Below are 20,552 nucleotides of genomic sequence, written 5' to 3' on the forward strand. Positions count from 1 at the left end.
GTTTTTTTCCTGGCCGCCTGCTGTGCCTGACACAGCAGCGCGGCGGAGGTTTCCGAAATGCAAGTTCAAACACACACTTCCGGCCCGTTGCCGGTGCTGCGCACCGATGCGCAGGTTCCATCCCAGACCGATGCCGGCGGGCTGCGCTCGCTGTTCGGCCCCAGCCTGCGGTCGGCGCTGTTCGTGGCCGTGGTCACGGGCCTGGCGTATCCGCTGGTCACCACGCTCGTGGCCCAGGCCGCGTTTCCCAAGGCCGCCAATGGCAGCCTGATCACGCGCCAGGGCTCGGTCGTGGGCTCAGCCCTGATCGGGCAGGAGTTCGCTTCGCCCCGTTATTTCCAGGGTCGGCCCAGCGCCACCACGGCGCCGGATCCCGACAAGGCCGATGCCACGGTGGCCGCGCCCTACAACGCCGCGCTGTCGGCTGCCACCAACCAGGGGTCGACCCACGCGGCGCTCAAGGAGTCCGTGGCGGCGCGCGTGGCGGCCTACCGCGAACTCAATGGTCTTGCGGCAGATGCCGCTGTGCCTGTGGATGCCGTGACGGCCTCGGCCTCCGGCCTGGATCCGCACATCTCTGTGGCCAATGCCGAGCTGCAGCTGCCGCGCGTGGCACGCGAGCGCCAGCTGCCTGTGGCCAAGGTCCAGGAACTGCTGCGCCAGCAGATGCAGCCGCGCGTTCTGGGCCTGCTGGGTGAGCCGCGCGTGAACGTGCTGCAGTTGAATCTGGCGCTGGACGATCTCTCGGCCGCGACGCTGCAGCCTGCGGCAGCCAATGCCGCCAAGGAGTAAGCCATGTCGCGCAAAACTGCTTTGTCCCTGTTCGATCCTTCGCTGGTGCGCCAGGCGCTGGGTGACTCCATCCGCAAGCTGGCACCGAGCGCGCAATGGCGCAACCCGGTGATGTTCGTGGTCTATCTGGGCGCCATCTTCACCAGCCTGCTCTGGGCCCAGGCCCTGGCGGGCGAGGGCGAGGCGCCTGCGGGCTTCATCCTGGCCATTGCGCTGTGGCTGTGGTTCACCGTGCTGTTCGCCAATTTTGCGGAGGCGCTGGCCGAGGGGCGCAGCCGCGCCCAGGCCGCGAGCCTGCGCAGCATGAAGCGCAGCACGGTCGCCAAGAAGCTGGAGCAGGCCAGCTACCAAAGCCGCTGGCATCCCGTGGGTGCGGAAGAACTGCGCTCGGGCATGTGGGTGCTGGTCGAGGCCGGCGACACCATACCGCTGGACGGCACGGTGATCGAGGGCGTGGCCTCGGTGGACGAGAGCGCCATCACCGGCGAATCGGCCCCCGTGATCCGCGAGGCCGGCGGCGACTTCTCTTCGGTCACCGGCGGCACGCGCGTGCTGTCGGACTGGCTGGTGGTGCAGATCACCGTGAACCCCGGCGAGTCCTTCCTGGACCGCATGATCTCCATGGTGGAGTCGGCCCGCCGCCACAAGACGCCCAACGAACTGGCGCTGACCATCTTGCTGGTCGGACTGACGCTGCTTTTCCTGCTGGTCATCGTCACGCTGCGGCCCTATTCGGCCTTTGCGGTGGAGCTGACGGGCAGCGGGCAGGTCGTGGGACTGACGGTGCTGGTCGCCCTGCTGGTGTGCCTGATCCCGACCACCATCGGGGGCCTGCTGTCGGCCATTGGCGTGGCAGGCATGAGCCGCATGATGCAGGCCAACGTGATCGCCACTTCGGGCCGCGCCGTGGAGGCGGCCGGCGACGTGGACGTGCTGCTGCTGGACAAGACCGGCACCATCACGCTGGGCAACCGCCAGGCCAGCGAATTCCTGCCCGCTCCCGGCGTGACGGCCGCGCAGCTGGTCGATGCGGCGCAGCTGGCATCACTGGCCGACGAGACACCCGAGGGCCGCAGCGTGGTCGTGCTGGCCAAGGAAATGCATGGCCTGCGCGAGCGTGACCTGGCAACCCTGCATGCCGTCTTCGTGCCCTTCACGGCCCAGACGCGCATGAGCGGCGTGGACATGCCGCAGCCCGACGGCGGCACGCGCAGCCTGCGCAAGGGCGCGGCCGACGCCGTGCGCCGCCACGTCGAAGCCATGGGCGGCAAGTTCCCGCCCGCCATGCTCAAGGTGGTGGAGGATGTCTCGCGGCGCGGCAGCACGCCGCTGGTGGTGGCCGATGGCGCCCGCGTGCTGGGCGTGATCGAGCTCAAGGACGTGGTCAAGCACGGCATACGCGAACGCTTTGCCGAGCTGCGCCGCATGGGCATCAAGACCGTGATGATCACGGGCGACAATCCGCTCACGGCCGCCGCCATTGCGGCCGAGGCCGGCGTGGACGACTACCTTGCCGAAGCCACGCCCGAGGACAAGCTGCGCCTGATCCGCGAACACCAGGCCGCAGGCCGGCTGGTGGCCATGACCGGCGACGGCACCAATGACGCACCCGCCCTGGCCCAGGCCGACGTGGCCGTGGCCATGAACAGCGGCACCCAGGCGGCCAAGGAAGCCGGCAACATGGTGGACCTGGACAGCAACCCGACCAAGCTCATCGAGGTCGTGGAGACCGGCAAGCAGATGCTGATGACGCGCGGCGCGCTGACCACCTTCAGCGTGGCCAACGACGTGGCCAAGTACTTCGCCATCATCCCGGCCGCCTTCGTGGGCACGTATCCGCAGCTGTCGGCGCTCAATGTCATGGGACTGGCCAGCCCGGGCTCGGCCATCCTGAGCGCCGTGATCTTCAACGCGCTGATCATCATCGTCCTGATACCGCTGGCCTTGCGTGGCGTGCCCTACCACGCCATCGGCGCCTCGGCCCTGCTGCGGCGCAACCTGCTGGTCTACGGGCTGGGGGGCCTGGTCGTCCCCTTCATCGGCATCAAGCTGATCGACATGCTGCTGGTGGCTTTCGGCCTGGCCTGATCTTTGGCGGCAAGCCTGCCCGCCCGGGCAGGCACCGCCTTGCTTTCTCTGTACAAAAACCAAGATGAAATCCGCTTCTTCCATGACGGCCGCTTGTGCCGTCCCCCGTTTCTTCCCCCGTGCCTCGCTGGCTGCACTGTTGTCGCTGGCGGCTGCGTCCTGCCATGCCCAGGCCGAGACCTCCCCAGTCAACGCTGCCAGTGCCGATGCCCAGCAATCGCCCGCACCCGCCTACGCGCTCACCGGCAGCGTGGCGCTGCTCAGCGACTACCGTTTCCGTGGCATCTCGCAAAGCTGGATGGGGCCGGCGCTGCAGGGCGGGCTGGAGCTGTCGCTGCCGCGCGGCGCCTACCTGGGCGTGTCCGGCTCCAGCGTGTCGCGCCACAGCTATCTGGACGGCCGCGCGCTGGAACTGGACCTGTACGGCGGCTGGCGCACCGAGCTGCTGCCGGGCTGGACGGGCGACATCGGCCTGCTGCACTACAACTACCCCGGCGCGCGCGTGCCCCGCGGGGATGGCAGCGGCGGCGTGCGCTACGACACCACCGAGGCCTATCTGGGCGTCACCCACGGCGGCTTCAGCGCCAAATGGTCGCTGGCGCTGACGCCTTACTTCGGCCTGCGCGACAGCACGGCGGCCACGGCCTTTGCCGAGGCTCTTCCCGGCAGCGGCAGCTCACGCGGCAGCAGCTATCTGGACCTGAACTACCAGCATCCGCTGGGCGACTGGGCGGTGCTGGGCCTGCATGCCGGCCACACGCAGGTGCGCAACTACAGCGAACTGTCGTACGCCGACTGGCGCGTCTCGCTGGCCCGCAGCTGGGGGCCATGGACGGCCACGCTGGCCTGGGCCGGCACCTCGGCCGACACGCGCTACTACCGCGCGGCCAATGCGGCAGGCCAGATGCAAAGCCTGGGCCGCAGCGGCTGGGTGCTGTCGCTGTCGGCGGCGTTCTAGTGTGGGGGCACGCTCTGGTGCTAGGCTGAGAACCATGCCCATTTCGTCCTCTGCCGAGCCGGCGCCGCCCGGTCTGCCGCGCCCCGATCCCGACGCCCTGGTCGCGCGCCTGCGCCATGAGCGGGCGCAGGAGGGGCGGGGCAAGCTGCGCATCTACTTCGGATCGAATGCAGGCGTGGGCAAGACCTACGCCATGCTGGCCGCCGCCCAGCGCGAACGCCAGGGGGGCCGCGAGGTTCTGGTGGGACTCGTGGAAACCCATGGCCGCAAGGAAACGGCGCAGCAGCTGCATGGCCTGGAGCAACTGCCGCTGCGCGAGCTGCCGCACCAGGGACGGACGCTGCGCGAGTTCGACCTGGATGCGGCGCTCGCGCGGCGTCCGCGCGTGCTGCTGCTCGATGAACTGGCGCACAGCAATGCGCCAGGCTCACGCCATCCCAAGCGCTGGCAGGACGTGCAGGAGTTGCTGGACGCAGGCATCGATGTCTGGACCACGATCAACGTGCAGCACCTGGAAAGCCTGAACGACGTGGTGGGCGGCATCGTCGGCATCACGGTGCGCGAGACCGTGCCCGACCAGATCTTCGACGATGCCGACGAGGTCATCGTCGTCGACATCTCGCCCGACGAGCTGCTGCGCCGCTTGAAGGACGGCAAGGTCTACATGATGGAGCAGGCCGAGCGGGCCTCGCGCAACTTCTTCAGGCGCGGCAACCTGCTGGCGCTGCGCGAGCTGGCACTGCGCCGCACGGCCGACCGCGTGGACGAGGACATGCGCGACTACCGGCGCGAGCGCTCCATAGGCACAGTCTGGCCCGCGCGTGAGCGCCTGCTGGTGGCCGTGGCAGGGCACGCGGGCGACGACGCCCTGGTGCGCCAGGTGGCGCGCATGGCACGCCGGCTGGATGCTGGCTGGATGGTGGTGTACGTGGACGCGCCCCAGCGCCAGCACCGCCCACGCAGCGTGCAGGCCGCCGTGCTCAAGACCCTGGCCCTGGCCGCGCGCCTGGGGGCCGAGACGGCCACGCTGCCGGGCGCCGATGTGGCCGAGGCCCTGGTTGCCTTCGCGCGCGAGCGCAACGCCAGCCGCCTGGTGCTGGCCCAGCCGCCGCGCCCGGCATGGTCGCCCTGGCGCTGGTGGGGCCGCAGCCTGCCCGACCGCATCGTCCAGCTGCATCCCGACATCGACGTGCTGGTGCTCTCCGGGGGCTCCAGCGCGGCCCGGACCGAGGCCGCGCCTGCCGCACCGCTGCGGCGCAGGCCGCTGCCCTGGAAGGGCTATGCCGGCGTGACCCTGGCCTGCTTGACCGCCACGGTGCTGGCCGAGCAGCTGCTGCGCATCTTCGACCCGGCCAACGTGGTGATGCTGTTCCTGCTCATCGTCGTGCTGTCTTCGTTGCGCTGGGGGCGTGGCCCGGGCGCCTGGGCGGCGCTGCTGTCGGTACTGTGCTTCGACTTTTTCTTCGTGCCCCCGCGCGGATCCTTCCATGTCAACGACACGCAGTACCTGTTCACCTTCGTGCTGATGCTGGGCGTGGCCCTGGTCTGCGGCCAGCTCATGGCGCGGCTGCGCCACGAGGCGCGCGTGGCGGCCGAGCGCGAGCGGCGCGCGGGCGCCCTGGCGCGGCTGGCGCGCGACCTTTCAGGCGCGCTCACACAGGAGCAGGTGGTGGAGATTGCGCTGAGTACGGTCTCGGGCGTGTTCGACGCCCAGGCCGGGCTGCTGTTGCCAGATGCCGACGAGCGCCTGCGCCCCGCCGGCGGCGGCTCCTGCCCCATGGACGACAGCATTGCGCGCTGGGCCATGGACCACGGTCAGCAGGCCGGCCAGGGCACGGACACGTTGCCGGCCGCGCCGGCCCGCTACGTGCCGCTGGCGGCGCCCGTGCGCATGCGGGGCGTACTGGTGCTGCAACTGCGTGCGCCCCAGCGCCTGGAGGTGCCCGAGGAGCAGCGTCTGCTGGAGGCCTGTGCCAGCCAGGTGGCGCTGGCGCTGGAGCGTCAGCACTTCGTGGCCGTGGCCCAGCAGACCCAGATCGCCATGGAGGGCGAGCGCATGCGCAACACCTTGCTGTCGGCCGTCTCGCACGACCTGCGCACGCCGCTGACCACCATCCTGGGCGCGGCCGAGGCCGCGCAGCGCCATGTGCCGCCGGGCGGCGCAGCCGACATGCTGGAGCAGGTCCGCATCCAGGCCCAGGCCATGCAGCGACTGGTGGAGAACCTGCTGGACATGGCGCGCCTGCAGCAAGGCGGCGTGCACCTGCAGCGCGAATGGCTGCCGCTGGATGAAGTGGTCGGCAGCGCGCTGCGCCAGATGCGCGCGCGCCTGCACGAGCATCCCGTGAGCACCGACGTGCCCGCCAGCCTGCCGCTGCTGCAGCTCGATCCTGTGCTCATGGAGCGCGTGCTGGTCAACCTGCTGGACAACGCCGCCAAGTACACGCCGGCCGGCACGCCGCTGACCATCCACGCACGCGAACAGGACGGCGAGGTGCTTGTGGCCGTGCAGGATGGCGGGCCCGGCCTGCCGCCACACCTGCCCGTGGAGACGCTGTTCGAGCCCTTCACGCGCGGCACGGCCGAGTCCACCGTCTCGGGCATAGGCCTGGGGCTGGCGCTGGTGCGCAGCATTGTCGAGGCCCATGGCGGGCGCATCGAGGCCGCTGCCGCGCGCCCAGGCCCCGGCACCGTGTTCACGCTGCGCTTTCCGGTGCCGGAGCAGCCATTGCTCGATTAGAGTCTTGCGCCATGAGCACGCCCACCAACCGCATCCTGATGATCGAGGACGACCCCGGCATCCGCCGCTTCGTGCGCCTGGTGCTGGAGGACGAGGGCTGGCAGGTCTTCGAGGCCGACAGCGCGCGCCGGGGCCTGATCGAGGCGGCGAGCCGCCAGCCCGATCTGGTCATCCTCGACCTGGGCCTGCCGGATGCCGACGGCAAGCAGGTTCTCACCGAGCTGCGCGGATGGTCCTCCGTGCCCGTGCTCGTGCTCTCCGCGCGCGAGCGCGAGGACGAGAAGGTGGCCGCCCTGGACGCCGGCGCAGACGATTACCTGGTCAAGCCTTTCGGTGTGCCCGAGCTGCTGGCCCGGCTGCGTGTGATGCTGCGCCGCCGCCAGCAACTGGGGGCCGCAGGCGGCGCAGTTGCATCCAGCCAGGTGCACTTCGGCCAGGTGCAGGTGGACCTGGCCACGCACGAGGTGCGGCGTGCGGGCCAGCCGGTGCACCTCACGCCCATCGAATTCCGCCTGCTGGCGGCGCTGATCGCCGCCCAGGGCCGTGTGATGACCCACCGCCAGCTGCTGCTGCAGGTCTGGGGACCCGAATACCTGGGCCGTGCCCATTACCTGCGCGTGCACATGGCCAATCTGCGCCAGAAGATCGAGGACGAGCCGGCCCAGCCGCGCCACCTGGTGACCGAGCTGCAGGTGGGCTACCGGCTTGTGGGGCTGGGCGGTGAGACATCCCCGGGATCGGTATAATCAGCGCCTCTCCGAGGAGCGTTGCAGCAGGCCCATTCACCAGATGCGGTCTGCGAGGCTCGGAGTCATACCTGCAACGACGCTCGCCCACGCTTTCTGTGCGGTGAGCTTTTTTTCGTCTCCCGCAGAACGTGGTTTTTCATTCATCTTTTGGAGAAAACCATGAACGCTGCTGTTCGTCCCGTTTCCGCCGACACGGCCATCGCTGACATTTCCCTCGCCGCCTGGGGCCGCAAGGAAATCCTGATCGCCGAAACCGAAATGCCCGGCCTGATGGCCACGCGCGAGGAATTCGCCGCGGCGCAGCCGCTCAAGGGCGCGCGCATCGCCGGCTCGCTGCACATGACCATCCAGACGGCCGTGCTGATCGAGACGCTCAAGGCCCTGGGCGCCGACGTGCGCTGGGCCTCGTGCAACATTTTCTCGACTCAGGACCATGCCGCCGCCGCCATCGCCGCCACGGGCACGCCCGTGTTCGCCATCAAGGGTGAATCGCTGGCCGACTACTGGGACTACACCCACCGCATCTTTGAATTCGGCGCCGCCGGTACCGAAGGCGAAGGCCCCAACATGATCCTGGACGACGGCGGCGATGCCACCATGCTGCTGCACCTGGGCATGCGCGCCGAAAAGGACCTGTCCGTGCTGGACAACCCCGCCTCCGAGGAAGAGAAGATCGCCTTCGCCGCCATCCGCGCCAAGCTGGCCCAGGACCCCACCTGGTACACGCGCAAGAGCGCCCACATCATCGGCGTGACCGAAGAGACCACCACCGGCGTGCACCGCCTCAACGAGATGTCGGCCAAGGGCACGCTGAAGTTCCGCGCCATCAACGTCAACGACTCCGTCACCAAGAGCAAGTTCGACAACCTCTACGGCTGCCGCGAATCGCTGGTGGACGGCATCAAGCGCGCCACCGACGTGATGATCGCCGGCAAGGTCGCCGTGGTGGCCGGCTACGGCGACGTGGGCAAGGGCTGCGCCCAGGCGCTGCGCGCGCTGTCGGCCCAGGTCTGGGTCACCGAGATCGATCCCATCAACGCCCTGCAGGCGGCCATGGAAGGCTACAAGGTCGTGACCATGGAGTGGGCGGCAGACAAGGCCGACATCTTCGTGACCACCACCGGCAACCGCGACATCATCCGCCACGAGCACATGGTGGCCATGAAGAACGAAGCCATCGTCTGCAACATCGGCCACTTCGACAACGAGATCGACGTCGCCTCCATCGAGCAGTACCAGTGGGAAGAGATCAAGCCCCAGGTGGACCACATCACCTTCCCTGACGGCAAGAAGATCATCCTGCTGGCCAAGGGCCGCCTGGTGAACCTGGGCTGCGCCACCGGCCACCCCAGCTTCGTGATGAGCGCCTCGTTCGCCAACCAGACCATCGCCCAGATCGAGCTGTTCACCAAGCCCGATGCCTACGAGGTCGGCAAGGTCTACGTGCTGCCCAAGATCCTGGACGAGAAGGTTGCCCGCCTGCACCTGAAGAAGGTCGGCGCCATGCTGACCGAGCTGACGGACGGCCAAGCTGCCTATATCGGCGTGAGCAAGCAGGGTCCCTACAAGCCCGAAACTTATAGGTATTAAGCACCCCCTGAGGCGCTGACGCGCCTTCCCCCTCTCTACCCGCTTCGCGGGGGAGGGGGACGACGCCCTCGCTGCGGGGCGGCCCTTGCTTGGCGTCCCTGAGTTGGGTCGCGCCGGTTTCGGGCATTAGTCAACTGAGATTTCCTGGAGCGACGCTATGCGCGCAGATGTATTTTTGGTGGAAGCCGGCCATGCGGCCACGCGCTCGCAGGCGCAGCGGCTGATTGCGGGTGGCGTGCAGTGGCGCATGACGCCGTTGACGCCGTGGAAGAAGGTCGCCAAGAACGGTGACGAGATTCCCGCAGGTGCCGAGCTGCAGTTGCTGGACGGGGCCGAGGCCCGGTTCATCTCGCGCGGCGGGCTGAAGCTGGAAGGCGCGCTGGCGGCCACCAAGCTGTCGGTGGATGGCCTGCGCTGCCTGGACGTGGGCCAGAGCACGGGCGGTTTCACCGACTGCCTGCTGCAGGCAGGCGCCGCCCAGGTCATCGGCGTGGACGTGGGCCATGGCCAGCTGCATGACCGGCTGCGCTCGGATGCGCGCGTGATCTGCGTCGAAGGCGTCAATGCCCGCGCGGTGACGGCAGAGGGCCTGCAGGAGGCCTGCGAGGAAGTGCTGTCCGAACGCTGGGAAGAAGATCCCGACGACAACGACACCCAGCCCGTGGCGCCCTATGCCTGGATGCGCAACGGCGGCGTGGTCGACGAAGACTATGACGACAGCGACGACGCCAAGGAAAACGAGATCGAGGCCTTCAAGGCCGAGCGCGCGGCCAAGGGCAAGGCGCGCGATGAGGGCACGGTGGCCACGCAGCGCCGCCGCCGCGCCGAGTTTGCCGACGTGGACATCACGCCGCAGTTCGACTTCGTCACGGGCGATCTGTCCTTCATCTCTCTGACCCTGGTGCTGCCGGCCGTCACGCGCCTGCTCAAGCCGCATGGCCAGCTGCTGATGCTGGTCAAGCCGCAGTTCGAGCTGCAGCCGGGCCAGGTCGGCAAGGGCGGCATCGTGCGCGATGCGGCCCTGTTCACCGAGGTGGAGCAGCGCATCCGCACCTGCCTGGGCGAGCTGGGCCTGGAGGTCAAGGGCTGGATGGAGTCGGCCATCGAAGGCGGCGACGGCAACCGCGAATTCTTCGTGCATGCCCAGCAGGCGGCCGTGGTGAAGGAGCCAGAGCAGCCTGAAACGCAGGACGACGATCAGCCCCGCTCGGCCGTGAAGGCAGCTCCTAAGCCGGCCGCGCCTAAGCGCGTGTCCCGCACCGTGCTGCGCGAGCAGCGCAACGAGCGTGTGATCGACACCAGTACCGAGTTCGGCGTGCCCGGTCCGGGCCGCGCCAAGCTGCGCAAACGCAACGAATGAAACACTGAGCAGCGAGTCTTACATGAGCTTTCCGATCAGCTTCGAGTTCTTCCCGACCAAGACGCCCGAGGGCGCGACCAAGCATGTGCAGGTGCGCAAGAACCTCTATGCGCGCAAGCCCCAGTTCTGCTCCGTCACCTATGGCGCGGGCGGCTCCACGCAGACGGGCACCTTCGCCATGGTGCGTGACATCCAGAACGAAGGCGTCAGCGCGGCATCGCATTTCTCCTGCGTGGGCGCCACGCACGACAAGGTGCGCGCCGAACTGCAGGAGCTGAAGGCCATGGGCGTGCGCCGCATCGTCGCGCTGCGCGGCGACCTGCCCAGCGGCTATGGCCTGGGTGGCGAATTCCAGTACGCCAGCGATCTCGTGGAATTCATCCGCCGCGAGTTCGGCGACTGGTTCCACATCGAGGTGGCTGCCTACCCGGAGGTCCATCCGCAGGCGAAATCCCCACAGTCCGATCTGGATGCGTTTGCGGCTAAAGTGCGCGCTGGCGCGGATTCCGCGATCACCCAATATTTCTACAATGCCGACGCCTACTGCCGTTTCGTTGATGCGGCGCGCGGCATGGGGCTTGATGCACCGGTTGTTCCCGGCATCATGCCCATCACCAGCTCTACGCAGCTGATGCGCTTCTCGGACGCCTGCGGCGCCGAGATCCCGCGCTGGATCCGCCTGCGTCTGCAGGCTTACGGAGATGACACGGCGTCCATTCGCGCCTTCGGCCTTGATGTCGTGTCCCGTCTATGCGAGCAGTTGCGCAGCCAGGGCGCTCCCGGGCTGCACTTCTATACGATGAACCAGAGCGTCGCCACGCTGGAAATCTGCGATCGATTGGGCCTTTGAGCGCGCAGCCACTGCGCCGGCCCCGGGCGACCCTCTAGAACTTGGGAACGGTCAGGCGTTCCCTGGAGGTTTTTGCCCATGGATCGTGGTTTTCGACGCCTGCACTGGCGCTGGCTGGCCATGTGCGCCATCACCGCCACCCTGGCCGGCTGCGCGCCGGCTCCCGTGGCACAAAGCGATGCCGAGTCCGGCGCCCTGACCGCAGGTGCGGCGGCAATGGATGAAGGCCAGACGCCATCGGCCGTGCCCTCGGCCGGCAAGCGCGGTGGCCGCACATCGCGGACCGCGCAGCCGGCCAGCAAATCCCCGGATGCCAAGCCCTCCGAGTCGGCCTCGCCCGAAGACAGTGCCGAGGCTCCCTCCAATCCCGACTTCGCCCTCGTGCCCTCGCGCGACAGCGACCAGCAAGGCCTGGCCTCCTGGTATGGCCCGGGCCTGCATGGCCGGCTGACCGCCAGCGGCGAGCGTTTCGACAAGGAAGAATTGACGGCCGCGCACCGCAGCTTTGCCTTCGGCAGCCGCGTCTGCGTGCGCAGCGCCGCCACGGGCAAGACGGTGGTGGTGCGCATCAACGACCGCGGGCCGTTTGCGCCTGGCCGCGTGATCGATCTGAGCCAGGCCGCAGCGCAGGAGCTGGGCATGGTCGGCCTGGGCATCAAGCCCGTGGAGCTGTGGCAGCTCGACGATGGTGAGCAGGAATGCCCCGAAACCCTGGTCACGGCCAGGAAGGCCAAGTCCATCGAGAAGACGCAGCAGGCCAAGGCACAGGCACAGACAACACAGGCACGGACCCGGGTTCAGGCCAAGGCGCCAGTGCGTCCGCGTGTCCAGGCCAAGGCGCCTGCACCCAGGCCCAATGCACGCACGGCCGTGGCCAGCCGTGCCGTCCCTGCCGCCAAGCCGGTGGCGAAGGCTGCGGCGCCCGCCGCTGCCTCGTCCACCGCAGTGGCCTCTGCGGCCTCGAACGCGCGCTGAACGGGTTCAGCCGCCGGATTCGAGCGTGAAGGCCGCGTTCTCGTCCTGACCGAGCAGCTTGACCAGCTGCGGCATGGCCGGCTTGAGCTGTTCCTTGAGATTGAACGGCGGATTGATCAGGAACATGCCGCTGGCCGGCAGGCCGCCGCGCTCCGAGGTCTTGTTGCTCTTGACCGTGAGCTCCACATGCAGCCAGCTCCTGCCGGCCTTGGTGGTCATGGTCTTCAGGCGGCGCGGCAGATCGTGCGCCTCGGGGCGCGGGATGATCGGATACCAGAACGCATACGTGCCTGTGGCAAAGCGCTTGAGGCTGTCAGCCGCCATGTCCAGCACCTTGGCGTAGTCGCTCTTGAGCTCGTAGCTGGGGTCGCACAGCACCAGGGCTCGGCGCGACGGCGGCGGCAGGAATTTCTTGATGCCCTCGAAGCCGTCCTCGTGCAGCACGGCCACCTGGCGGCCGGCTTCGAGCTGGGCAATGTTGCCGGCCAGCGAGCGCATGTCGGTGGGATGCAGCTCGAAGACCTTGAGCTTGTCGCGCTCCTGCACGCGCAGCAGGGACTGGATGATGAACGGCGAGCCCGGATAGTTGCGCAGCTGCGCGCCCTGGTTGAAGGAGCGCACCGAGGCGATGTAGGCCTGCAGCACCGGGGCCAGCTCGGACTCCTTGGCCTGGGCCAGGCGCAGGATGCCGTCTGCGGCCTCGCCGCTCTTGTTGGCATAGTCGCCGTCCAGACGGTACAGGCCGGCGCCGGCGTGCGTGTCCAGCACCGTAAGGGCGGCCTCCTTCTGGAGGAGGTATTGCAGGGTGGCGATCAGCACGGTGTGCTTGAGCACATCGGCATGGTTGCCTGCATGGAAGGCGTGGCGGTAACTGAACATAGGCGTGATGGTAACCAGCCGCGCTGGCGGGTGGACACCCATGGCGGCTGCAAGGTTGCCCGGCGCTGGCGCCTCGCGGCGAGGGCTGCCGGGGACTTGCGGATCGGGGGGATGGTGCGGTTGCGCCAGTTTTGTATAATGGCGGGCTTCGCAGCGATTTTATGGGTCCCGCGGCGAAGTTTACATCCCCGCCTAAGAGGCTTCCTTTTTGAAGAAGCACCGACCGCGGAAAAGGGCCCGCCAAACCTTTCTTGAAAGAGAAAACTCATGTCTACATTCAGCGCAAAGCCCGCTGAGGTGCAACACGAGTGGTTTGTGATTGACGCCACCGATAAGGTGCTCGGACGTGTCGCCAGCGAAGTGGCACTCCGTCTGCGCGGCAAGCACAAGGCCATTTACACACCTCACGTTGACACCGGCGACTTCATCGTCATCATCAACGCCTCCAAGCTCAAGGTCACCGGCACCAAGAACCTGGACAAGGTGTACTACCGCCACTCTGGTTTCCCCGGCGGCATCACTGCCACCAACTTCCGCGACATGCAGGCCAAGTTCCCCGGCCGCGCTCTGGAAAAGGCCGTCAAGGGCATGCTGCCCAAGGGTCCCCTGGGCTACGCAATGATCAAGAAGCTCAAGGTGTACGGCGGTGCTGAGCATCCCCACACCGCCCAGCAGCCCAAGGCTCTGGAAATCTAAGGAGACCTAGATGATTGGTGATTGGAACAATGGCACCGGCCGTCGCAAATCCAGCGTCGCACGCGTGTTCCTGAAGAAGGGCTCCGGCAAGATTACCGTGAATGGCAAGGACATTCAGGAATACTTCGGCCGCGAAACCTCGATCATGATCGCAAAGCAGCCCCTGGCTCTGACGAGCAACCTGGAAGCTTTCGACATTCAAGTGAACGTCCACGGTGGTGGTGAATCCGGCCAGGCCGGCGCTACCCGCCACGGCATCACCCGCGCCCTGATCGACTATGACGCAGCGCTCAAGCCCGTCCTGAGCCAAGCCGGCTTCGTGACGCGTGACGCTCGTGAAGTCGAACGTAAGAAGGTCGGCCTGCGCTCCGCACGCCGCGCCAAGCAGTTCTCCAAGCGTTAATCCGCTGGCACTGCAGGAAAGTCCCCCGGGGCTTTCCCCAGAAAAAAACCGCCTTTGCCGGCGGTTTTTTTCTGGGCGATGCAAACCTTTCTCATTCAGTGGGCAATGCCCCCACTTGCACTGTCGTCAAGCCGGCAGCCCCGGGAATTCCCGAGCCCTTTGCTGTACCATTCGGGCCAATTGAGAACTTCGGAGTATCCCCATGAGCGCCGTCGCAGAAATCACCGAAACCACCACCGCCGAAATGCCCACCCCGATCGTCTTCACCGACAGCGCAGCTGCCAAGGTGGCCGATCTGATCGCCGAGGAAGGCAACCCTGACCTGAAGCTGCGCGTGTTCGTGCAAGGTGGCGGCTGCTCGGGCTTCCAGTACGGCTTTACCTTCGACGAGATCACCAACGAAGACGACACGACCATGACCAAGAATGGCGTGTCGCTGCTGATCGACGCCATGAGCTACCAGTACCTGGTCGGCGCCGAGATCGACTACAAGGAAGACCTGCAGGGCGCGCAGTTCGTGATCAAGAACCCCAACGCCTCCACCACCTGCGGCTGCGGATCGAGCTTCTCGGTGTAAGCCGTGTCGGCCGCGCTGCAGTGAAGCCCGCAGCAGCCCGCCGCACAACACGCCACCAACCGCCGCGCAGCAATGCGCAGGCGGTTTTTTAACGCCTGCGCCCTCCCTGCCTTGCCATGATTCCTGAAGACAAAAGCGCTTCCGCCTCCACCACATCCTCCTCGCGTTCGGTGCTCCTATGGCTCGTGGCCATCGGCTTTTTCATGCAGACGCTGGACGGCACCATCGTCAATACCGCGCTGCCCACCATGGCCGAGGCCCTGGGCGAGAGCCCGCTGCGCATGCAGTCCGTCATCGTCGCCTATTCGCTGACCATGGCCATGCTGATCCCGGCATCGGGCTGGATGGCCGACCGCTTCGGCACGCGGCGCGTCTACCTGTGGGCGATTGCGCTGTTCGTGCTGGGATCGGTGCTGTGCGCGATTGCTCCCAACCTGCAGCTGATGGTGGCCGCACGCGTGCTGCAGGGCATGGGCGGTGCGCTGCTCATGCCCGTGGGCCGGCTGGCCGTGCTGCGCGCCTTTCCGCGCGAGCAGTTCCTCAAGGCCATGAGCTTCGTGGCCATTCCCGGCCTGGTCGGGCCGCTGATTGGCCCCACGCTGGGCGGCTGGATGGTGGAGTACGTGAGCTGGCACTGGATCTTCCTGGTCAACGTGCCCGTGGGCCTGATCGGCCTGGCCGCCACGCTGCGCTTCATGCCCGTGGGCGACCGCTTCGCCGTCAAGCGCTTCGACGGCGTGGGCTATGCGCTGCTGGCCTTCGGCATGGTGGCCGTGTCGCTGGCGCTGGACAGCATGTCGGGCAAGGGCATCCACGGCGCCATGGTCTTCGTGCTGCTGATCTTCGGCCTGGCCAGCCTGGCCGCCTACTGGCTGCATGCGCTGCGCCGGCCCGACCCGCTGTTCGCCCCCGAGCTGTTCGCCGTGCGCAGCCTGCGCGTGGGTCTGCTGGGCAATCTGTTCTCGCGCCTGGGCAGCTCCTGCATGCCCTTCCTGATCCCGCTGGTGCTGCAGGTCTGCCTGGGCTTTTCGCCGCTGCAGGCCGGCATGATGATGCTGCCCACGGTGCTGGCCAGCATGGCCATGAAACGCCAGACCACCACGCTGATCCAGCGCATCGGCTACCGCCGCGTGCTCATGGGCAACACCCTGGTGCTGTCGCTGATGATCGCCAGCTTCGGCACGGTCTCCACGGCGCTGCCGCTGTGGGTGGTCATCGTCCAGCTGCTGATCTTCGGCGCCACCAACTCCATGCAGTTCACGGCCATGAACACCGTCACGCTCAAGGACCTGGATGCCGGCAACGCCAGCAGCGGCAACAGCCTGCTGTCCATGGTGCAGATGCTGGCCATGGGCATGGGCGTGGCCGCCGCAGGTGCGGTGCTGGCCGGTTTCAGTGAATGGTTCGGCGGCGATACGCCGCAGCACACCCTCAATGCCTTCCGCGCCACCTTCGTCTGCATGGGCGCGGTGACGCTGGCCTCGACCATGATCTTCTCGCAGCTGGGCGACGATGAGGATGTGCGGCCCAAGCCTTTGGAGCCGGCCGAGCACGAGTGAGGGCTGTGCATGCCTTTTGCACCCTGAACCGCTGCAATCCACACTTTTGTTGCGGGTTTACCCTTGTTTTTGGCAAGGATATATGGCAGCCCGCATAGGAAATATCGAGGCCGTCTTATGCGTTTGGGCGGGGCTGGACTTAATCTCGCGTACATCCGCAGGACTTACGCAAGCAAGAACGCAAACACGCCATCGCCACAGGGCCAGCGGCTTTCTTCCTCGGAATTTGCGTAAGTCGTGATCCGAACAGTCCACGCACCAGCAGTTGCCCCCACGAGCATGAGCCAGAGCCCCAGTTCCCAACCCATCCGCTTCTATCACCGCGGCCAGATCGTCGAGGTACAGGGGCCGCATCCCACGCGCTCGGTGCTCGACTGGCTGCGCGGCGACGCGCGCTGCACCGGCACCAAGGAGGGCTGCAACGAAGGTGACTGCGGCGCCTGCACCGTGGTCATCGCCGAGCTGGCCGAAGACGGCGCGCCCGACGCCGTGGGCGGCCTGCAGCTGCAGACGGTCAATGCCTGCATCCAGTTCCTGCCCACGCTGCACGGCAAGGCGCTGTTCACGGTGGAGGACGTCAAGGGCCAGTGCGCCGGCAAGCAGGGCTGTGCCACGGGCGAGCCCGCAGGCGGTGCCGAGCTGCACCCCGTGCAGCAGGCGCTGGTGGACTGTCACGGCTCCCAATGCGGCTTTTGCACGCCGGGCTTCGTGATGTCGCTGTGGTCGGCCTACGAGCACCACCAGCAGGCCGGCACGCGTCCCTCGCGCCAGCAGCTGGCCGACGAGCTGTCGGGCAATCTGTGCCGCTGCACGGGCTACCGTCCCATCCTGGACGCAGGCCAGCGCATGTTCGACCTGCCCGCCACGCGCATGGCCACCGACCCCGTGGTGCAGGCACTGCAGGGCCTGCGCGCGCAGGATGCCGGCCTGGACTATGCCGCGCCCAACGCCGCCCAGGGCGGCCGTGTGGACAGCTTCCACGCTCCGCGCACGCTGGACGAGCTGGCCGCCGTGTGCGAGGCCAAGCCCCGCGCTCGCCTGCTGGCAGGCTCCACCGATGTGGGGCTGTGGGTGACCAAGCAGTTCCGCGACCTGGGCGACATCGTCTATGTGGGCGACGTGGCCGAGATGAAGCGTGTCGAGGAGCGCCGCGGCGAAGGCAGCCTGGACGGCGGCGAGCTGTACATCGGCGCCGGTGCCTCGCTGGAATCGGCCTGGTCGGCGCTGTCGCAGCGCTTCGAGGGGCTGACCGATGTGTGGCTGCGCTTTGCCTCCGTGCCCATCCGCCATGCGGGCACCATGGGCGGCAACGTGGCCAATGGCTCGCCCATTGGGGACTCGCCGCCCGTGCTGATGGCGCTGGACGCGCAGATCGAGCTGCGCAAGGGCGCACGCGTGCGCCGCATGCCGCTGCATGACTTCTATCTGGACTACATGAAGAACCAGCTGGAACCGGGCGAGTTCGTGCAGGCACTGGCCGTGCCGCTGGACGCTGCACGGCGCCAGACCCGTGCCTACAAGATCAGCAAGCGCTTTGACTGCGATATCTCGGCGCTGTGCGCGGGGCTGGCCATCGAGCTCGATGGCGAGGTGGTGAAGTCCGCCCGCCTGGCCTTTGGCGGCATGGCCGCCGTGGTCAAGCGTGCGGCCCTGGCCGAGGCGGCCATCGTGGGCCAGCCCTGGGACCAGGCCGCAGTGAAGGCCGCCCAGGCCGCGCTGGCCCAGGACTTCAAGCCCATGTCCGACATGCGCGCCAGCGCCGACTACCGGCTCAAGGTGGCGCAGAACCTGCTGCAGCGCCTGTGGCTGGAGACACGTCCGCAGCAGCCGCTGCCGCTGCAGGCCACCAGCGTCTGGAGCGTGATGCCCCACGCAGTGCACCAAGGAGCCTGAAATGAACCGCCCCATCGACCCTTCCCTGCTGCACTCGTCCGAGGCCTTTGCGCATTACCTGAAGAACACCGCCTTCCGCGTGGACGAGCGTGCCGAGGCCGGTGCCCACACCCAGGGCCAGCGCGTGGGCATCAGCCGCCCGCATGAATCGGCTCATCTGCATGTAGCCGGCGAGGCCGCCTACATCGATGACCTGCCCGAGCTGGACGGCACGCTGCACTGTGCGCTGGGCCTGTCGCCCGTGGCCAATGGCCGGCTCAATGCGCTCAAGCTCGACGCCATCCGCGCCATGCCCGGCGTGGTGGCTGTGCTCACGGGCGAGGACATTCCCGGCGTCAACGACTGCGGCTCCATCATCCACGACGACCCCATCCTGTGCAGCGGCGAGATCCGCTACCTGGGCCAGCCGCTGTTCGCCGTGATCGCCGAAAGCCGCGAGGCAGCGCGCCTGGCTGCGGCCCAGGCCAAGGCGGCGGCCGACATCGCGGCCGAGCCGCCCGTGCTCACGCCCCAGCAGGCGCATGAGCTGGGCCAGTACGTGCTGCCGCCCATGCACCTGGCGCGCAGCACGAATGAAGGCGGCGCGCGCCGCGCCATGGACGAGGCGCCGCACCGCCTGAAGTCCTCGTTCTACGTGGGCGGCCAGGAGCAGTTCTACCTGGAAGGCCAGATCAGCTACGCCATCCCCAAGGAGGACGGTGCCGTCCACCTGTACTGCTCCACCCAGCACCCCAGCGAGATGCAGCACCTGGTGGCGCATGCGCTGGGCGTGGCCTCGCACGCCGTGCATGTGGAGTGCCGCCGCATGGGCGGCGGCTTCGGCGGCAAGGAGTCGCAGTCGGCCCTGTTCGCCTGCGTGGCCTCGGTGGCCGCGACGCGGCTGCGCCGCCCCGTCAAGCTGCGCCTGGACCGCGATGACGACTTCATGATCACGGGCCGCCGCCACTGCTTCTGGTACGAGTACGAGGTGGGCTACGACGACGAGGGCCGCATCCTCGGCGCCGAGATCTCCATGGTCTCGCGCGCCGGCCACTCGGCCGACCTGTCCGGCCCCGTGATGACGCGCGCGCTGTGCCACTTCGACAACACGTACTGGCTGCCCGATGTGTCCATGCACGGCTACTCCGGCAAGACCAATACGCAGAGCAATACGGCGTTCCGCGGCTTCGGCGGCCCGCAGGGCGCGATCGCCATCGAGAACATCATGGAGACGGTGGCGCGCGAGCTGGGGCGCGACGCGCTCGACGTGCGCCGCGTCAACTTCTACGGCAAGACCGAGCGCAACGTCACGCCCTACAGCCAGGTCGTGACCGACAACATCATCCACGAGCTGGTGGCCGAGCTGGAGACCTGCAGCGACTACCGCGCGCGCCGCGATGCCATCGCCGAGTTCAACGCGGCCAGCCCCGTGCTCAAGCGCGGCCTGTCGCTGACGCCGCTCAAGTTCGGCATCTCCTTCAACGTCAAGCACTTCAACCAGGCCGGCGCCCTGGTCCATGTCTACAACGACGGCTCCATCCTCGTGAACCACGGTGGCACCGAGATGGGCCAGGGCCTGAACACCAAGGTGGCCCAGGTCGTGGCGCATGAGCTGGGCGTGGGCTTCGGGCGCGTGCGCGTCACGGCCACCGACACCACCAAGGTGGCCAATACCTCGGCCACGGCGGCATCGACGGGGGCCGACCTCAACGGCAAGGCCGCGCAGGACGCGGCGCGCCAGATCCGCGAGCGCCTGGCCGCCTGCGCCGCAGAGCGCCATGGCGGCCGCGCCGAGGACGTGCGCTTCGCCAACGACCAGGTCCACGTCAACGGCAAGGTGCTGGACTTCAAGGCCGTGGTGGGCGAGGCCTATATCGAGCGCGTGCAGCTGTGGTCCGACGGCTTCTATGCCACGCCCGGCCTGTCGTGGAACAAGGACACCATGCAGGGCCGGCCCTTCTTCTACTACGCCTACGGCGCCGCCGTGAGCGAGGTGGTGGTGGACACGCTGACCGGCGAGTTCAAGCTGCTGCGCGCCGACGTGCTGCACGATGTGGGCCGCTCGCTGAACCCCGCCGTGGACGTGGGCCAGGTCGAGGGCGCCTTCATCCAGGGCATGGGCTGGCTGACCACGGAGGAGCTGGTCTGGCATCCGCAAAGCGGCAAGCTCACCACGCACGCGCCCAGCACCTACAAGATCCCGACGGCCAACGACTGCCCGCCCGTGTTCAACGTGCGGCTGTTCGAGGGCGACAACTTCGAGGACTCCATCCACCGCAGCAAGGCCGTGGGCGAGCCGCCGCTGCTGCTGCCGTTCTCGGTGTTCTTCGCCATCCGCGATGCCATCTCGGCCGCGGGCGGGCACCGCAGCAACCCGCCGCTGCAATCGCCGGCCACGCCGGAATCCATCCTGCGCGCCATCGAGGCCGTGCAGGCCGCCGGGAGCTGAGCGGACCGGCGCCGC

General features: G+C 67.8%; 16 protein-coding genes and 1 riboswitch. Of the genes, 15 read left to right on the top strand and 1 reads right to left on the bottom strand.

The window, feature by feature from the left end; translation table 11 throughout:
* The first annotated feature begins 57 nt into the window (after positions 1–57).
* The 9 genes from kdpC to AC5I49_RS22645 all read left to right on the top strand — a co-directional run bounded on the left by kdpC (position 58) and on the right by AC5I49_RS22645 (position 12,102).
* Positions 58–792, top strand: a complete 735-nt coding sequence (kdpC, locus tag AC5I49_RS22605; protein WP_016448468.1) for a potassium-transporting ATPase subunit KdpC — start codon at positions 58–60, stop codon at positions 790–792.
* 3 nt (positions 793–795) lie between these two features.
* Positions 796–2,880, top strand: a complete 2,085-nt coding sequence (kdpB, locus tag AC5I49_RS22610; protein WP_016452759.1) for a potassium-transporting ATPase subunit KdpB — start codon at positions 796–798, stop codon at positions 2,878–2,880.
* Between the two features lie 82 nt (positions 2,881–2,962).
* The gene (locus tag AC5I49_RS22615) at positions 2,963–3,838 is read left to right on the top strand and encodes a TorF family putative porin (RefSeq protein ID WP_016448466.1); all 876 of its coding nucleotides are present in this window, start codon (positions 2,963–2,965) and stop codon (positions 3,836–3,838) included.
* 34 nt (positions 3,839–3,872) lie between these two features.
* Positions 3,873–6,578 (top strand): DUF4118 domain-containing protein, encoded by a 2,706-nt coding sequence (locus tag AC5I49_RS22620; RefSeq protein WP_047218457.1) that lies wholly within the window; start codon positions 3,873–3,875, stop codon positions 6,576–6,578.
* Between the two features lie 11 nt (positions 6,579–6,589).
* A complete protein-coding gene (locus AC5I49_RS22625; RefSeq protein WP_212644686.1) occupies positions 6,590–7,324 on the top strand; it encodes a response regulator in 735 nt (244 codons plus the stop codon).
* A gap of 7 nt (positions 7,325–7,331) precedes the next feature.
* Positions 7,332–7,416: riboswitch (S-adenosyl-L-homocysteine riboswitch) on the top strand.
* Between the two features lie 70 nt (positions 7,417–7,486).
* Positions 7,487–8,917, top strand: coding sequence for an adenosylhomocysteinase (gene ahcY, locus AC5I49_RS22630; protein ID WP_016448463.1), 1,431 nt, complete (start codon positions 7,487–7,489; stop codon positions 8,915–8,917).
* A 157-nt stretch (positions 8,918–9,074) separates the two neighbouring features.
* Positions 9,075–10,277 carry a TlyA family RNA methyltransferase gene (locus tag AC5I49_RS22635; protein WP_160853263.1) on the top strand — a complete coding sequence of 401 codons (1,203 nt, stop codon included), beginning with the start codon at positions 9,075–9,077 and terminating at the stop codon, positions 10,275–10,277.
* A 22-nt stretch (positions 10,278–10,299) separates the two neighbouring features.
* Positions 10,300–11,127, top strand: coding sequence for a methylenetetrahydrofolate reductase [NAD(P)H] (metF, locus tag AC5I49_RS22640; protein ID WP_016448461.1), 828 nt, complete (start codon positions 10,300–10,302; stop codon positions 11,125–11,127).
* A 78-nt stretch (positions 11,128–11,205) separates the two neighbouring features.
* Entirely contained in the window at positions 11,206–12,102 is an 897-nt protein-coding gene (locus AC5I49_RS22645) for a septal ring lytic transglycosylase RlpA family protein (RefSeq protein WP_244387773.1), read from the top strand.
* Positions 12,103–12,108: 6 nt separating this feature from the next.
* Here AC5I49_RS22645 and AC5I49_RS22650 read toward each other — a convergent pair whose 3' ends face one another.
* Positions 12,109–12,981 carry a 23S rRNA (adenine(2030)-N(6))-methyltransferase RlmJ gene (locus tag AC5I49_RS22650; protein WP_017406717.1) on the bottom strand — a complete coding sequence of 291 codons (873 nt, stop codon included), beginning with the start codon at positions 12,979–12,981 and terminating at the stop codon, positions 12,109–12,111.
* Positions 12,982–13,248: 267 nt separating this feature from the next.
* On the opposite strand from AC5I49_RS22650, the gene rplM reads away from it, so the two are divergent.
* From rplM to xdhB, 6 genes are all read left to right on the top strand, one after another.
* The gene (gene rplM, locus AC5I49_RS22655) at positions 13,249–13,677 is read left to right on the top strand and encodes a 50S ribosomal protein L13 (RefSeq protein ID WP_012207711.1); all 429 of its coding nucleotides are present in this window, start codon (positions 13,249–13,251) and stop codon (positions 13,675–13,677) included.
* A 10-nt stretch (positions 13,678–13,687) separates the two neighbouring features.
* Positions 13,688–14,080: a 30S ribosomal protein S9 gene (gene rpsI / locus AC5I49_RS22660; protein WP_012207710.1), complete on the top strand. Its 393-nt coding sequence runs from the start codon at positions 13,688–13,690 to the stop codon at positions 14,078–14,080.
* Positions 14,081–14,282: 202 nt separating this feature from the next.
* Positions 14,283–14,657, top strand: coding sequence for an iron-sulfur cluster insertion protein ErpA (erpA, locus tag AC5I49_RS22665; protein WP_016448458.1), 375 nt, complete (start codon positions 14,283–14,285; stop codon positions 14,655–14,657).
* A 116-nt stretch (positions 14,658–14,773) separates the two neighbouring features.
* Positions 14,774–16,216, top strand: coding sequence for a multidrug transporter subunit MdtD (gene mdtD, locus AC5I49_RS22670; RefSeq protein WP_016448457.1), 1,443 nt, complete (start codon positions 14,774–14,776; stop codon positions 16,214–16,216).
* A 279-nt stretch (positions 16,217–16,495) separates the two neighbouring features.
* Positions 16,496–18,109 (top strand): xanthine dehydrogenase small subunit, encoded by a 1,614-nt coding sequence (xdhA, locus tag AC5I49_RS22675; RefSeq protein ID WP_279494119.1) that lies wholly within the window; start codon positions 16,496–16,498, stop codon positions 18,107–18,109.
* A gap of 1 nt (position 18,110) precedes the next feature.
* The gene (gene xdhB / locus AC5I49_RS22680; protein WP_495789925.1) at positions 18,111–20,537 is read left to right on the top strand and encodes a xanthine dehydrogenase molybdopterin binding subunit; all 2,427 of its coding nucleotides are present in this window, start codon (positions 18,111–18,113) and stop codon (positions 20,535–20,537) included.
* The last annotated feature ends 15 nt before the right edge of the window (positions 20,538–20,552 follow it).

The sequence above is a fragment of the Delftia sp. genome (assembly GCF_059499305.1).

Bases quoted from the DNA above. Each gene is read 5' to 3' on its own strand.
- kdpC (WP_016448468.1), top strand. From the start codon at position 58: ATGCAAGTTCAAACACACACTTCCGGCCCGTTGCCGGTGCTGCGCACC.
- kdpB (WP_016452759.1), top strand. From the start codon at position 796: ATGTCGCGCAAAACTGCTTTGTCCCTGTTCGATCCTTCGCTGGTGCGC.
- AC5I49_RS22615 (WP_016448466.1), top strand. From the start codon at position 2,963: ATGACGGCCGCTTGTGCCGTCCCCCGTTTCTTCCCCCGTGCCTCGCTG.
- AC5I49_RS22620 (WP_047218457.1), top strand. From the start codon at position 3,873: ATGCCCATTTCGTCCTCTGCCGAGCCGGCGCCGCCCGGTCTGCCGCGC.
- AC5I49_RS22625 (WP_212644686.1), top strand. From the start codon at position 6,590: ATGAGCACGCCCACCAACCGCATCCTGATGATCGAGGACGACCCCGGC.
- ahcY (WP_016448463.1), top strand. From the start codon at position 7,487: ATGAACGCTGCTGTTCGTCCCGTTTCCGCCGACACGGCCATCGCTGAC.
- AC5I49_RS22635 (WP_160853263.1), top strand. From the start codon at position 9,075: ATGCGCGCAGATGTATTTTTGGTGGAAGCCGGCCATGCGGCCACGCGC.
- metF (WP_016448461.1), top strand. From the start codon at position 10,300: ATGAGCTTTCCGATCAGCTTCGAGTTCTTCCCGACCAAGACGCCCGAG.
- AC5I49_RS22645 (WP_244387773.1), top strand. From the start codon at position 11,206: ATGGATCGTGGTTTTCGACGCCTGCACTGGCGCTGGCTGGCCATGTGC.
- AC5I49_RS22650 (WP_017406717.1), bottom strand. From the start codon at position 12,981: ATGTTCAGTTACCGCCACGCCTTCCATGCAGGCAACCATGCCGATGTG.
- rplM (WP_012207711.1), top strand. From the start codon at position 13,249: ATGTCTACATTCAGCGCAAAGCCCGCTGAGGTGCAACACGAGTGGTTT.
- rpsI (WP_012207710.1), top strand. From the start codon at position 13,688: ATGATTGGTGATTGGAACAATGGCACCGGCCGTCGCAAATCCAGCGTC.
- erpA (WP_016448458.1), top strand. From the start codon at position 14,283: ATGAGCGCCGTCGCAGAAATCACCGAAACCACCACCGCCGAAATGCCC.
- mdtD (WP_016448457.1), top strand. From the start codon at position 14,774: ATGATTCCTGAAGACAAAAGCGCTTCCGCCTCCACCACATCCTCCTCG.
- xdhA (WP_279494119.1), top strand. From the start codon at position 16,496: ATGAGCCAGAGCCCCAGTTCCCAACCCATCCGCTTCTATCACCGCGGC.
- xdhB (WP_495789925.1), top strand. From the start codon at position 18,111: ATGAACCGCCCCATCGACCCTTCCCTGCTGCACTCGTCCGAGGCCTTT.